A 13,265-nucleotide genomic window follows, 5' to 3' on the forward strand; every position below is an offset into this window, starting at 1 on the left:
GGTTCCGCCCTTACGGCGGGTCACTTTTGGAAAAGAGCCCCAAAAGTAACCAAAAGGGCTCTTGCCCCACCACTCGGCACCTCGCTCCGGCTCGGTGTGCCCGCACACAGGCTTGAATCCGTGGGCCGCCGCAATGGGCCATCCATGGCCCAGTGCGGCTAACCCGGCGTCCTGCCGGGTTACCCACGGATTCAAGCCTGCGTGCGGCCAGCGTGGTTGACGGGGCGCTTGAGATCAAAGTCAAAAGCAGATCAAAAGCAGATCAAAAGCAGATCGAAAACGAATTATTTATGGAGGCTGGTATGGGTCAGCGTTTGAATCACTTTATTAATGGCTTGGCCTCTGAGGCTTCGGAGGGTGGGCGGGTTGAGCTGGTCAATCCGGTGACGGAGCAGGTTTATGGCAGTTTCGCGCGGGGTACGGTCGAGGATGTGGATCGGGCGGTGAACGCGGCGTTTGAGCAGCTTGAGCGTGGCGAGTGGAGTCGGTTTGATGGCGCGCAGCGCGCTCGGGTGTTGTTGAAGCTGGCGGATCTGGTGGAACGCGACAGTGAGTTGCTGGCGGATATGGACGCCGATGCTATCGGGCGTTCGCCGCTGGAGCCACGGCGGATGGACTTGCCCAATGTGCTTGCCAATCTGCGCGCGGCGGCAGGTTGGGCCAATCAGTTGGAGGGGCGGACCATTCCCAGTGGCGGGTATTTCGGCACCAGAACCCTGTCGTACACCGTGCGTGAGCCGGTGGGTGTGGTTGGGGCCATTGTGCCGTGGAATTCGCCGCTGATGATCACCGTGTGGAAGCTCGCGGCGTTGCTGGCCGCAGGTTGCACGGTGGTGATCAAGCCTTCGGAAGAGACTCCGCAGTCGGCCCTGCACCTGGCGGTGCTGGCGCAGGAAGCGGGTTTTCCGGACGGTGTGATCAACGTGGTCACCGGCTACGGCAATGAGGTGGGTCGGGCGCTGTGTGAGCACCCGCACATCGCCAAGATCAGCTTCACCGGCAGCCCCGAAGCCGGGCGTGAAATCCAGCGCACCGCCGGGGTGCTGTTCAAGCATGTCGCCCTGGAACTGGGCGGCAAAAGCCCGCAGATCGTGTTTGACGACGCCTCCTTCGAGGACGCGCTGCGCGGCTGCAGCCTTGGCCTGTTCGCCAATCAGGGCCAGATTTGTGCGGCCGGGTCGCGCATTCTGGTGCAGCGCGGCATCGCCGATCGTTTCGCCGCGGCGCTTGCCGAGGCGGCGCGTGCGGTCAAGGTGGGCGACCCGCGCCAGCCCGGTGTACAGATGGGGCCGGTCGCGAAGAAAGCGCAATGGGAGCGGGTCAATCGCTATATCCAGCTGGGCATCGACGAAGGCGCCACCCTCCTCGCTGGCGGCGTGTCGAGCCCGGAACAGGGCTGGTTCGTGCGCCCGACCATTTTTGCCGACGCGCGCAATGACATGGCGATTGCCCGCGACGAAATCTTCGGCCCGGTGGGCACAATCATCCCGTTCGACGACGAAGCGGATGCCGTCGCCCTGGCCAACGACTCCGCCTACGGCCTGGCAGCCACCGTGTGGACCGCCGACCTGGTGCGCGCCCATCGCGTGGCCGCCGCAGTCAAGGCTGGCGCGGTGGGCATCAACTGCTGGAGCCCGTTGGATGCCAACCTGCCCTGGGGCGGCGTCAAGACCAGCGGCATCGGCCGTGAAGGCGGGTTTGGCGGCGCGCTGGCCTATACCGAGGAAAAGGTCATCACGGTGTTGCTGCCCCATTGAGCGCAGCCCTTTATCCATGGAGAGATGTCGATGAACACCGAAACGATTGACCGCTATCCAACCTCGTTGCGCCTTCTGCACTGGGTGCGCGCGGTGCTGATCGCCGGGCTGCTGTGGGCGGGCTGGCATATGACCGGGCTGGCCGATGAAGTGGCAAGCAAATATGAGCTGTATTACCCCTGGCACAAATCCTTCGGGGTGCTGGCGTTCATGCTGGTGCTGGTGCAGATCGTGTTGCGCTGGCGAACGCCGGTGCTGCCGTCACCGCCTGCGACGCTGGCGGCCCATGAGCGGTTTTTGTCACGGTTGGTGCAGCGCGCGATGTATGTGCTGATCGTGGTGGTGCCGTTGATGGGTTATTCGATGTCGAGCACTTACACGATGAGTGATGGGGTGTTTTTTTTCGGGGTGAATCTGCCGGAGTTGCTGGCGAAGAATGATGAGTGGTTTGTGGTGTTTCAGGGGTTGCACAAGGTGTGCGCTTATACGTTGCTCGGGTTGATTGTGGTGCATGTACTGGGGGCGCTTAAGCATCGGTTTTTTGATAAGGACCCGCGCAATGATGTGTTGCGTCGGATGCTCTGAGGGATTGGTTTTTTGGCTGGGGGGACGCGGTTTGATTGTGTACATATCCGTTGCTGGGGGACGGCGGAGATTGGTTCCGCCCTTACGGCGGGTCACTTTGGAAAAGCCCCAAAGTAACCAAAGGGCTCTTGCCCCACCACTCGGCACCTCGCTTAGGTTCGGCCAGCGTGGTTGACGGGGCGCTTGAGATCAAGATAAAGAGCCAGATCAAAAGCAGAGCGGAGCTTCGGGCTGCGGCGAAATGGCGCATGCCTTGTGCTTTCACTTGGGCGGTTAACTGCGGCTAAATAGCGGCCCCTTTGTGTCGACTGCCTTGATGCCCATGTTTTCACGCATCAGTCCCTGGATTGCCTGCCTGGCCTTGCTGCTGAATATGCTGGCCATGCCGCTCAGCCGTGCCATGCAGGCACCGGATAGCGGGTTGATGCTGTGGGGTGGGTTCTGTTCGTCGAACGCCCTGCCGCCAGGCTTTGACAAGCTGGTCATGCCATTCAAGTCGGCGCCTTCATCCGGTGAGATGAAGCACGGTGACTGTTGCTGCGGGCATGCCGGTCTGGCGGCGTTGCCGTCCAACCATTACCGCCATTTTCTGCCGCGTCATGCAGCGGATATCATCCTTGATGATCCGCTGTTGCCGGCGCTGCATCCGAGGATTCGCTGGCCGAGCCTGAGTCCGCGCGCCTCCCCTGTTGCCTGATTGCCCCGAACTCCATGTTCCAGCCGCGCCGTTGCGTGGCTGAACGTCCTTGACGTTTTTCAGGTTTCAGGAAGCGTGCCTTATGCCTGCTCCATCTACTCTGCCGCGCGCAAAGCGTGTGGCTGTGCCCTGCTCACTCTGGCCGATGCTCTCGGTGAGCCTGCTTGCCTTCTCGTCATTGACCTCGGCGGACGAAAGCTCCGCCCTCACCCTTGGCGCGGTCGCGATCCAGGGCACCAGCGCTGACAGCGGCCCACTCGGCACCCACGGCGTGCTCGGTTCGGTGGACATCCTCAGCGCCGATGTCGTGGAAAAAATGCCGGTCAACTACAGCTGGGAGCTGTTCAGTCGGGCGCCGGGGGTGATGCTGACCGAATTCAACCAGGGCACCACCTCCGGCAAGATTTCGTTTCGCGGTTTCAACGGCGAAGGTGAAGTGAACGCGGTCAAGCTGCTGATCGACGGCATTCCCAGTAACAGCAACGACGGCAACATGCCGTTCATGGACATGATTTTCCCACTGGAACTGGACAGCATCGAAGTGGTGCGCGGCACCAGCGATGCCCGTTACGGCCTGAACAACATCGCCGGCAACGTGAACATGCTCACCCGCACCGGCGATGACTACACCCGTGCGCGCATCCGTTACGCCAGCGATGGCACCCGTGAAACCCAGTTCGCCAAGGGCATCGAGGGCAGCAACTGGACGCAGAACTACTTTTTCGCCTACCAGAAAGCAGACGGCTATCGCGATCACGCCGAGGCGGACAAATTGTCGATGTCCGGCAAGTGGTTCTACACCCCGGACGACAATCGCTACCGCATCGGCCTGATCGCCCGCCATTACGAAACCGAGGCCCGGGAGCCCGGTTATCTGAGTGCCGACGATGCGCACCAGCATCCCCGCATGAGCAACGCCTACAACGCCAGCGACAAGGGCACACGGCGCATGAACCAGCTCAGCCTGCACCTTGATACCGAGCTGGCCGAGACGCTGGCGTGGTCGGCGAAAACCTACCTCAACACCTTCGATGACCGACGCTGGACCCAGTACTGGCGCACCAGCGCCCAGCAGGAACGGGACGCTTACGAAACCCAGTACGGCGCCCTCACCTCTCTGACCTGGCGCCCCGCCGTCAGCGGGCTGTACCACTTCGCCCTGGAAGGCGGCGCGGATATCCAGCGCCAGCAGAACACCAGCGAGCGCTACCGCACCCTGAACCGCGCGCGCCTGGCGCAGACCCGGGATCAGCAGTTCGACTTCGACACCGTGGGTGCGTACGTGCAGGCCGAGATTCAACCGTTCGAATCACTGAAGATCATCCCCGCGTACCGCGTCGACCGGATCCAGGGCGACTTCACCAATGAAATGACCGGCACGGACTACGCCATCAACGACTACGGGCTGATCAAGCAACCCAAGCTCAGCGTGGTGTATGCGCCCTGGGACGTGGCCAGCGTCTACGCCAACTGGGGCCGCACCTTCCAGGTGGGCACCGGGGCCGCCGCCTACAAAATTCCGCCGCGTGACACCGACCTTGCACCGTCGATCAACGAGGGCTGGGAAACCGGCATCACGTTTACCCCTGCCGATTGGGTCGACGGGCGCATTGCCTACTGGCAACAGCAGGCCAGCGGTGAAGTCAGCCGCCGGCTCAACGACCCCAGCGGCGAGTCGGACAATGTCGGTCAGACCCGCCGCTGGGGCTACGACGCGCAGCTCAACCTGCACCCGAACGCGCGCACCGAGGTCTGGCTGGCCTACGCCTGGCAGTACTCGAAAATCCTGCAGCCCAGCGCGACCCTACCGGTCAGCAAAGGCCGCGAAATCGACCACATTCCCCATCATTTGTACAATGCCGGCATTCGTTACCAGGCCACACCGGCTCTGCAACTCAGCGCGTGGATGAATGGGCAGACTCACTACTATCTGGAGCGGGAGAACACCCAAGGCACTTACGGCGGTTATGTGTTGATGAACCTTGGTGCCGTTTACCGAGTGACGGAGTCGGTCAGTGTTGATCTGCAGGTGAAAAACCTCACTAACCGTTATTACAAATATGCCTGGTATGACCCGGATGGGGCCAGGGCATCGCTGCATTCGCCGGGGGATGGGCGGACGCTGATGAGTGGGGTGACGTTGGATTTTTAGGGGTTGGTGTACATATCCGTTACCGCACCAACGGATATGTACACAAAAAACAAACCCCAACCCTCACTGCCTGGCATGCCGAACCTGCACCTCCGGCATCGCCGAAGAATGGTGATTAAGAATCTTCCACTGCCCCTCGACCTGCTCATAAACAAAGGTATACCGCGCCTGTACCTGCCGCTTGCCCCCATTGGCCTCGGTCAACGTAAAGGTATACACCCCACTGTCCATTGCCACATTGCTGCCCAGCTGGCGGATCTCGCGGTAGTTGATCTGCCCCACCGGCTTGAGCGCCAGGAAGTGATCGAAGTAATCCCTGATCTGATCCGGCGTGGTGCGCACCTGGTTGGACACGGTCGGCTGCAACACCGCATCCGGCGCGTACAGTTCAACCACCGATTTGGCATCGCCGGTCTGCAAGGCAGTGTTCCAGCGGTCGAACAGCCCGGCAATCTCGCGGTCCTTCACATTGACAGGCGCCTGGGCCACGTCCAGGTACACATAAGGGGCCGTGACGGCGGCCTGGGCAAGCGGTGCGCTCAGGGCAAACAGCAGGGCGAGGGCGGCGGTTCTGGATTTCATTGCGATGCTCCGGTGGTGTTCGTTGAGCCCACTTTGCCAAGCCGCCCGCCTCCCGCCATCGGCCAACCGGAGTCATTTGCCTATGCCATCTGGCAGATGGCGCACAGGGTGCCGGACGCGGTCTAATAGCCGCCTCGCGCCCCTGAGCATTCAACATGCACAACACGCCTCACGACCCCGCCAGCGCGCTAGCCATGCGTGCGCACTTCAGGCAGTCGCAAAGCCGCACCGCGCGCCTGCGCCTGCTGGTCGACACCGGACAGGAACTGGCTCACCTGGCCCCCGCCGCCATGCGCGAACGCGTGCTGGAACGGGCCTGCGGGTTTCTGGCGATGGACCACGGGCTGCTGCAGGAATGGGACACCAAGGGCGTCGCCCACACCAGCGCCCGCCAGGGCAACCCGGCCCACCTCGCCCGCCTGGCGACCCTCGCCGACCGCAGCCGGCGCACACCGTACTGGCAGGAACTGCCCGGCGAGGCGCTGCCCAGCGTGCTGCACGTACCGCTGCGCGGCAGCGACGGCGGCACCTTTGGCGTGCTGGTGCTGGGCAACAGCGTGAGCCTGCGCGCGCCGGACCATGAAGACGCTGAATCCCTGCAATTGCTTGCCACGCTGCTGGCCGCGCACCTGGAAAACGACCGCCTGCTGACCACCCTCAAGGGCCGCGACAAACACCTCTCCGAGCTGGTCAACCGGTTGCTGCATGCCCAGGAAGATGAGCGCAAACGCGTGGCCTACGACTTGCACGACGGCCTGGCGCAAACCCTCGCCGGCCTGCACCAGCGCCTGCAAGGGTTCGCCGGCCGCTGCCCGCCGTTGCCCGACGCCCTGGCCGCCGACCTGCAGGCTATCCTGACCCTGGCACAGCACTCGGTCGGTGAAGGCCGGCAACTGATCGCCGGCCTGCGGCCCGTGGTGCTCGACGACTTCGGCCTGTTCAAGGCTCTGGACAAGGAAGCTGACCGTCTGCGCGATGCCGGTGTGCGCGTGGTCTGGCAGGTGCACTGCGACGCGCGCCTGCCCAGCCAGGTGGAGATCGCCCTGTTTCGCATCGGCCAGGAGGCGATCAACAATGTGCTCAAGCACGCGCAGGCCAGCCAGGTGCAACTGGCCCTTGAACTGCGCGACGGCGAGGCCGCACTGCGGGTGGACGACAACGGCCGGGGCTTTGCCGCCGGGCAGCCACGCGATGACGCGCAGCACCTGGGCCTTGCCACCATGCAGGAGCGCGCCAGTCTGCTGGGCGGACGCTTCAGTTGCGTCAGCGCGCTCGACGGCGGAACCCGCTTGCAGGCCAGCGTGCCTGCCCACTTCAACGGAACTTGCCCATGAGCGATGTACTGCGTCTGGTCCTCGCGGACGATCACGAAGTGACCCGCACCGGCTTTGTCGCCCTGCTGGCCGGCCACCCGCAATTCGAGGTGGTCGGGCAGGCGCGCGATGGCCAACAGGCCGTGGCGTTGTGCGAGCAACTGCTGCCGGACATCGTCATCCTCGATATCCGCATGCCGGTGCTTAACGGCCTTGGCGCGGCGCGCCTGCTGCAACAACGCCTGCCGGCCCTCAAGGTGGTGATGTTCACCATGGACGACAGCCCCGACCACCTGGAAGCGGCGATCAATGCCGGTGCCGTCGGCTACCTGCTCAAGGACGCCAGCCGTGACGAGGTGATCGCCGCCCTGCAGCAAGTGGCCGCCGGTGGCGAAGCGCTCAACAGCCTGGTCAGCACGCGCCTGCTGCGGCGCATGGCCGAGCGCAACGTCGGCGGCGCGGCGCCCATGGAACACCTCACGCCACGGGAGCGCCAGGTGCTGGGCCTGGTCGCCACGGGCATGAGCAACCGCGAAATCGGCGCACAGTTGGGGATTACCACCGGCACCGCCAAGGCCCATGTCGAGCGGGTAATCGGCAAGCTGGGCGCCGCTGACCGCACCCAGGCGGCGGTGCGCGGCATCGCCCTGGGCCTGGTGACCCAGGCATGAGGCGCTTGCAGGCGCAGCGTTGGGCCGACCTGCCGTTGCGCGGCAAGGCGCTGCTGGTGATTTCGCTGCCACTGGTGGTGCTGCTGCTGTCCCTGGTGTTGATCTACATCACCGAACGCCAAACGGCCCACGCCGAAGAGGACGTGCGTCGGGTGCTGCGCGTGCAGCGCGATATCCAGGCCGTGCACACCCTGCTGGCCGAAGCGGCGGGCAGCGTGCGCGGCTACCTGTTGACCCGCCGCGAGGACTTCCTGCCCAGCTACCGCACGGCCGGCCCGCAGATCGAATCGGCGCTGCACAGGCTCGACAGCAACGTGCGCGACCCGCGGGTGCGCGAGCAGCTCAACGCAATCAAGCCGCTGATCGCGCACAAGGTCGACGGCCTGGAAGCCATGCTCAACGACCGCGAGGCCACGGCGGAATCGATCAGCGCGATTCTGATCAGCAACAAGCACATCCTCGATGCGTTGCGCCAACACATCAGCACCATGCTCAGGCTGGAGGATTCGTTGCTGGCCGAACGCAGCAAGGCCGCGGCCGAAACCCGCGAGCGCCTGCTGCTGTCGACCTGGCTGGCGGCGGTCTGCGGCTTGTTCGGCGCCATCGTCGCGGTGCTGTTTCTGTCCAAGGGCATCGTCGCCCGGGTGCAGAACGTGCAACGCAACGCGCAGCGCCTGGCGCTGGGTCACCCGCTGCTGCCGCAACCGCCGGAACACGATGAAATCGGCCAGTTGGGCACGCGCCTGGTGGAGGCCGGCCTGCTGCTGTCGGAGCGCGAGCGCGCGCTGCGCGACAACGAAGAGCGCTTGCGGCTGATCATCGACGGGGTCAAGGACTACGGGATCTTCGCCCTCGACACGGCGGGCCACGTCACCAGTTGGAACAACGGCGCCGAGCGCATCAAGGGTTACACCGAACAGGAAATCATCGGCCAGCATTTCTCGGTGTTCTACCTGCCCGAGGAATGCCCGCAGCACCCGGCCATGGCATTGCGCGAAGCCACGCGCAACGGCGACTACACCGAAGAAGGCTGGCGCTGCCGCCAGGACGGCACGCACTTCTGGGCCAGCGTGGTGATCACCGCGCAGTACGACGGCACCGGTGCGCTGCGCGGCTTCTCGAAGATCACCCGCGACATCACCGACCGCCGCGCGGCGGAAATCGCCCTGCGCACCGCGCGCGAAGAGGCCGAACGCGCCAGTCGCGCCAAGAGCGAGTTTCTGTCGCGCATGAGCCACGAACTGCGCACCCCGCTCAACTCGATCCTGGGCTTTGCACAACTGCTGGAAATGGACGCACCGGCCGCGCAGAAAGCCAACGTCGGTCACATCCTGCGTGCCGGGCAACACCTGCTGACGCTGATCAATGAAGTGCTGGACATCGCCAAGATCGAGGCCGGGCGCCTGCCGCTCAACATCGAGCCATTGCCGTTGGCCGGAGTGCTGCAGGAGTGCCTGACGCTGGTGTCGCCGATGGCGGCGGACGCAGGCATCCAGTTGCAGCCACTGCCGGCGCTCGCCCCCGACCTGGGCATCGTCGCCGACCGCCAACGCCTTACCCAGGTGCTGCTCAACCTGCTGTCCAATGCGATCAAGTACAACCTGCGCCCCGGCCATGTGAGCATCGAGGTGACGCTGCACGGCCAACGCATCGGCGTGTCGGTGTGCGACACCGGCAAGGGCATTGCGGCCGGGCACCTTGGGCAACTGTTCAAGCCGTTCGAGCGTCTGGGCGCCGACCCCACCGTCGAAGGCAGCGGGCTGGGCCTGGCGCTGAGCAAGAGCCTGCTGGAGAAGATGGGCGGCACCCTGCAGGTGCACAGTCAGCCGGGCATCGGTTCGCGTTTTACCCTGGAGTTGCCGCTGGTACGGGTGCAGGAAACGCAACGTCCCGGCGCTGCCGTCAGCGATGCCCCGTTGGCCCGCCCTGCCCCCGGCACGCAGGCGATCCACGGCAAGGTGCTGTGTATCGAAGACAACCTCGCCAGCCTGGCGCTGATCGAAACCCTGTTGCAGCGCAGGCCGGGCATCAAGCTGCTGTCGAGCATGCAGGGCCAGCTCGGGCTGGACCTGGCCGCGCAGCATGCGCCCCAACTGATTCTGCTGGACGTATCGCTGCCCGACATCGACGGCCTGCAAGTGCTGCAACGCCTGCGCCGCGCGCCGCTGACCCGCGACACGCCGGTGCTGATGCTCACCGCCGATGCCAGCAACCTCACCCGCACAGCCTTGCAGCACACCGGCGCCACCGCCGTGCTGAACAAACCGATCAACGTGCCTGCGTTTCTCGCCCACCTCGACCAGTATTTTCCGGAGCCCGCGTGAACCTCGACCTGCGCATTCTGATTATCGACGACCAACGCCCCAACCTCGACCTGGTGGAGCAACTGCTGGCGCGCGAAGGCTTGACCAATGTGCTGAGCAGCACCGAGCCGCTGCGCACCCTGGAGCTGTTCAACAGCTTCGAGCCGGACCTGGTGATTCTCGACCTGCATATGCCGCAGTTCGACGGCTTTGCGGTGCTCGAACAGCTCAACCGGCGCATCCCCCACGGCGAGTACCTGCCGATCCTGGTGCTCACCGCCGACGCCACCCGCGACACGCGCCTGCGCGCCCTGGCCCTCGGCGCGCGGGATTTCATCAGCAAACCGCTGGACGCGCTGGAAACCATGCTGCGGGTGTGGAACCTCCTGGAAACCCGCGCGCTCTACAAAACCCTGCGCACCCTGGTGCCGGCCGAGCAGATTGCCTTGCTGCAACGCTCCTGAAACCGGCGGCCGGGTCACTCGATAAAGCGCTCCAGCGCAAACGGCGCCAGCACGGCAGGCAGCGTGCCCTGCACCACCCACTGCGCAATCGCCTCGCCAAACAGCGGCGCGAACTTGAAGCCATGCCCGCACAGCCCTGCGGCGATCAGCAGGCCGCCAATGCGCGGGTCGGCGCCGACGATGGGGTTACCGTCCGGCGTGCTGTCGAAGAATGACACGCGGTGCCCGACAGGTTGCGCGTCCAGCAGACGGCTCAGGCGTTGCGCGGCGCGGTCGCGGTGGGCCAACACGCTTGCATCGCTCAGGCTGCACTCGAAGGCGTCCGGGTCGATGGGCTGGCTTTCACTGGCGATCAATGAGCCGATAAAGTAGCGGCCCGGTGTGTCGGGGCGCAGGTAGAACCCGGCGTCGCGGTCGCAGTAGCCAGGCATGGGCGGATGCGCGCCGGGCGTCTGAACGATACCGACGGTTTGTCGGGTGGCATGGATCGGCAGCGGCGCCTGGCAGTCGGCGCCCAGTGGCGCAGCCCAGGGCCCGGCGGCGTTGACCACGCGGGCGCAGGCGATAAAACCGCGATCGGTGTGCACGCCAGTCACCCGCCCGCCATCGCAGACGATGCGCTGCACGGCCCGCCCCTCTTCGATGACCGCACCGAGGTCGCGCGCGCCCGCGGCAAAGCTCTGCGCGGTCTGGCGCGGGTCGCAATAGCCGGCGTCGGGTTCATACACCGCACCGGCCAGCGCATCGCTGTGCAGGTCGGCAATCAGGTCACGTGCGGCCGCCGGTGAAAGCCATGCCAGGCCGGGCAAGCGCGCCACATTGGCCTGGGTCGCGGCCTGCTCGCGCGGCGCAATGCCGGTGAGAAAACCGGTGCGCCGATAGCCGCAGGCGCCCGGATAGCGTTGCGCCCAATCGCGATATGCCTGCACCCCTTGCGCCGCCAACCGGCTCAGGGCGGGGTCGGCGTAATACTCACGCACGATCCCAGGCGACGCGCCGGACGCGCCGCTGGCGATAGCGCCCTTGTCGAGCAGCCGCACCGACACACCGGCCCGCGCCAGGTGCCAGGCCGCGCTGGTGCCGGTGGTGCCGCCGCCGATCACGATGACGTCGGCGGACTCATGCATGGGCGGGAGCGCCGTCGAGCACCACGCTGGCGGGCAGGCAGGGTGCGAGGCTGGCGGGCGACAACGGCTTGAAACGCGGGCGCGGCGCACTGTTCTCGCGAGGCGTCGAGGCGTTGTACAACCCCTGCAGGCTCGGCAGCCCGTCATGCCCCAGCCGCTGCCACAGGTAGGCGGCCACACGCGGCATGGTCGGTGCCGCCAGGTAGGCCAGGCCCTTGAGCCACAGGTAGGCATCGGCGCTGTCGGTCACGTCGAGCTCAGGGCACTGCATCCACTGGTGCAATACGCCCCAGGCGTCACGCACCGAGACCGCGTCCAGGCGGAACGCGAAGGCGAGGCGTTCGACGGCCGCGTCGAGGCTCGCGCGCAGCCCGGGCTCGATAACCTGCCGCTGCTGATCGAGGTGGGCCAGCGCCAGGTCGATGCGGCTGTCGAGTGCGCCCGCAAGCTCCACGTTGACCACCTCGATGAATGCTTCGATGGCGAAGTTGGTTTCGCCGTTTTCCGGGCTTTCGCGGCTGAGGAAGTAACGCACGCCGTCGCTGCTGGCCGGGGTGTGGTCGACGATGTCGGCCGCCCACACCACGTGCAGGCGGCTGGTGGAGAATTTCGCGCCTTGCAGGTTGTAGAAGTAGTTGGTGAGCACGTAGTCGAACGACCGGTGATCCTGCAACGCATCCATCACCGCCGCACTGCCGGCCAGCAGCAACACCGCATTGTCGATACCGAAGCTGACCAGCGTGGTCACTGCGCTGCTGCGCAGCATCGCGTGGCCGTGCTCAGGGGTTTGCTCCAGCGCGCGGTCGGCGCAGGTCAGCGCGTATTCCCAGCCGGACTCGAACAGCACCCGTGGGTTGCCGAAGCGGTCCGCGCTCCAGGCCACGCCCCAGTCACCGGGCGCGGTGAGGCGCACGCGGCCGTTTTCACGCTGCAAAAAGCGCGCGATCACCTCGATGATCGATGCCGGCGCGCCGCTGGCACTCATGCGGTGCAGCAACTGCTCGGGGTCGGCCACCTTGAGGAACAGGCTCTCGACCTCGACCCATTGCAGCGGGCTGTCGCCCATGCGTGGCTGCGGGTTGAGCATGCTTTCCGGGCGGAACAGCGCGCCACAGGCTTCACAAAAGTAGCCGCCGGCGCCGGCCTGGCAATACGGGCACTGACCCACCAGCCAGGCGCCGGCCATATAGCGCCGGGTGCCGGGGCAATACAGCACGCGCTCGGTCACGTTTTCGGTGACGCCCAGCGCCACCAGCCGCTCCACCGTGCGCTGGGCATTGGCGGCATGCTGGCGGGCATACGGGCCCTGCACCAGGTCGAGGAAGTCATCGACGTGCACGTCGAGGGCGCGCAGGTCATTGGCGATCCGGGCGTGGTAGTCGCGCACCACGGCTTCGGGCGCGCGCTGCTCCTGCAGGCCCTTCCACAACACGTAGGAGTCAAAGCCGTCCACCGCCGACACCACGTCAACGTGGTGACCCTGGCTGCGCAGGTAGCGCGCGAGCATGTCCATGCGCAGGTAGGGTCCGGCGATGTGGCCCAGGTGCAAGCGGCCGTTGGGCGTGGGCGGAATCGGCATCAGGAAGAAGGTTTGCGCGGGAGGGGCGGTCATCG

The 13,265-nt window shown here is 65.3% G+C and carries 11 protein-coding genes; 8 read left to right on the forward strand and 3 right to left on the reverse strand.

Going from position 1 to position 13,265, the window contains the following annotated elements; all coding sequences use genetic code 11:
- Nucleotides 1–302: 302 nt before the first annotated feature.
- The 4 genes from TU79_RS15870 (at nucleotide 303) to TU79_RS15885 (ending at nucleotide 5,191) form a co-directional block, all read left to right on the forward strand.
- Nucleotides 303–1,757 (forward strand): aldehyde dehydrogenase family protein, encoded by a 1,455-nt coding sequence (locus tag TU79_RS15870; RefSeq protein WP_057008853.1) that lies wholly within the window; start codon nucleotides 303–305, stop codon nucleotides 1,755–1,757.
- Nucleotides 1,758–1,787: 30 nt separating this feature from the next.
- Nucleotides 1,788–2,342, forward strand: coding sequence for a cytochrome b (locus tag TU79_RS15875; RefSeq protein WP_057008854.1), 555 nt, complete (start codon nucleotides 1,788–1,790; stop codon nucleotides 2,340–2,342).
- 316 nt (nucleotides 2,343–2,658) lie between these two features.
- Nucleotides 2,659–3,039: a DUF2946 family protein gene (locus tag TU79_RS15880; RefSeq protein ID WP_057008855.1), complete on the forward strand. Its 381-nt coding sequence runs from the start codon at nucleotides 2,659–2,661 to the stop codon at nucleotides 3,037–3,039.
- A gap of 145 nt (nucleotides 3,040–3,184) precedes the next feature.
- The gene (locus tag TU79_RS15885) at nucleotides 3,185–5,191 is read left to right on the forward strand and encodes a TonB-dependent receptor (RefSeq protein WP_057008856.1); all 2,007 of its coding nucleotides are present in this window, start codon (nucleotides 3,185–3,187) and stop codon (nucleotides 5,189–5,191) included.
- 63 nt (nucleotides 5,192–5,254) lie between these two features.
- Here TU79_RS15885 and TU79_RS15890 read toward each other — a convergent pair whose 3' ends face one another.
- The gene (locus TU79_RS15890) at nucleotides 5,255–5,773 is read right to left on the reverse strand and encodes an SgcJ/EcaC family oxidoreductase (protein WP_057008857.1); all 519 of its coding nucleotides are present in this window, start codon (nucleotides 5,771–5,773) and stop codon (nucleotides 5,255–5,257) included.
- Nucleotides 5,774–5,928: 155 nt separating this feature from the next.
- Between TU79_RS15890 and TU79_RS15895 the strand changes: the two genes are divergently transcribed.
- Genes TU79_RS15895 through TU79_RS15910 form a run of 4 tightly spaced genes read left to right on the forward strand, consistent with a single transcriptional unit; the run spans nucleotide 5,929 to nucleotide 10,524 of the window.
- On the forward strand, nucleotides 5,929–7,107 hold the full coding sequence (locus tag TU79_RS15895; protein WP_057008858.1) for a sensor histidine kinase: 1,179 nt from the start codon (nucleotides 5,929–5,931) through the stop codon (nucleotides 7,105–7,107).
- Nucleotides 7,104–7,757, forward strand: a complete 654-nt coding sequence (locus TU79_RS15900) for a response regulator (RefSeq protein ID WP_057008859.1) — start codon at nucleotides 7,104–7,106, stop codon at nucleotides 7,755–7,757. The genes TU79_RS15895 and TU79_RS15900 overlap by 4 nt, the downstream gene beginning before the upstream one ends.
- Nucleotides 7,754–10,081, forward strand: a complete 2,328-nt coding sequence (locus TU79_RS15905) for an ATP-binding protein (protein ID WP_057008860.1) — start codon at nucleotides 7,754–7,756, stop codon at nucleotides 10,079–10,081. The genes TU79_RS15900 and TU79_RS15905 overlap by 4 nt, the downstream gene beginning before the upstream one ends.
- Nucleotides 10,078–10,524, forward strand: a complete 447-nt coding sequence (locus tag TU79_RS15910; protein WP_057008861.1) for a response regulator — start codon at nucleotides 10,078–10,080, stop codon at nucleotides 10,522–10,524. The genes TU79_RS15905 and TU79_RS15910 overlap by 4 nt, the downstream gene beginning before the upstream one ends.
- A gap of 14 nt (nucleotides 10,525–10,538) precedes the next feature.
- Here the strand turns inward: TU79_RS15910 and TU79_RS15915 are convergent, their stop codons facing one another.
- Nucleotides 10,539–11,651, reverse strand: coding sequence for an NAD(P)/FAD-dependent oxidoreductase (locus TU79_RS15915; RefSeq protein WP_057008862.1), 1,113 nt, complete (start codon nucleotides 11,649–11,651; stop codon nucleotides 10,539–10,541).
- On the reverse strand, nucleotides 11,644–13,263 hold the full coding sequence (locus TU79_RS15920; protein ID WP_082638525.1) for a methionine--tRNA ligase: 1,620 nt from the start codon (nucleotides 13,261–13,263) through the stop codon (nucleotides 11,644–11,646). Before TU79_RS15920 ends, TU79_RS15915 begins: the two co-directional genes overlap by 8 nt.
- Nucleotides 13,264–13,265 lie beyond the last annotated feature (2 nt).

The sequence above is a fragment of the Pseudomonas trivialis genome, from assembly GCF_001439805.1.
GTDB lineage: Bacteria > Pseudomonadota > Gammaproteobacteria > Pseudomonadales > Pseudomonadaceae > Aquipseudomonas > Aquipseudomonas trivialis.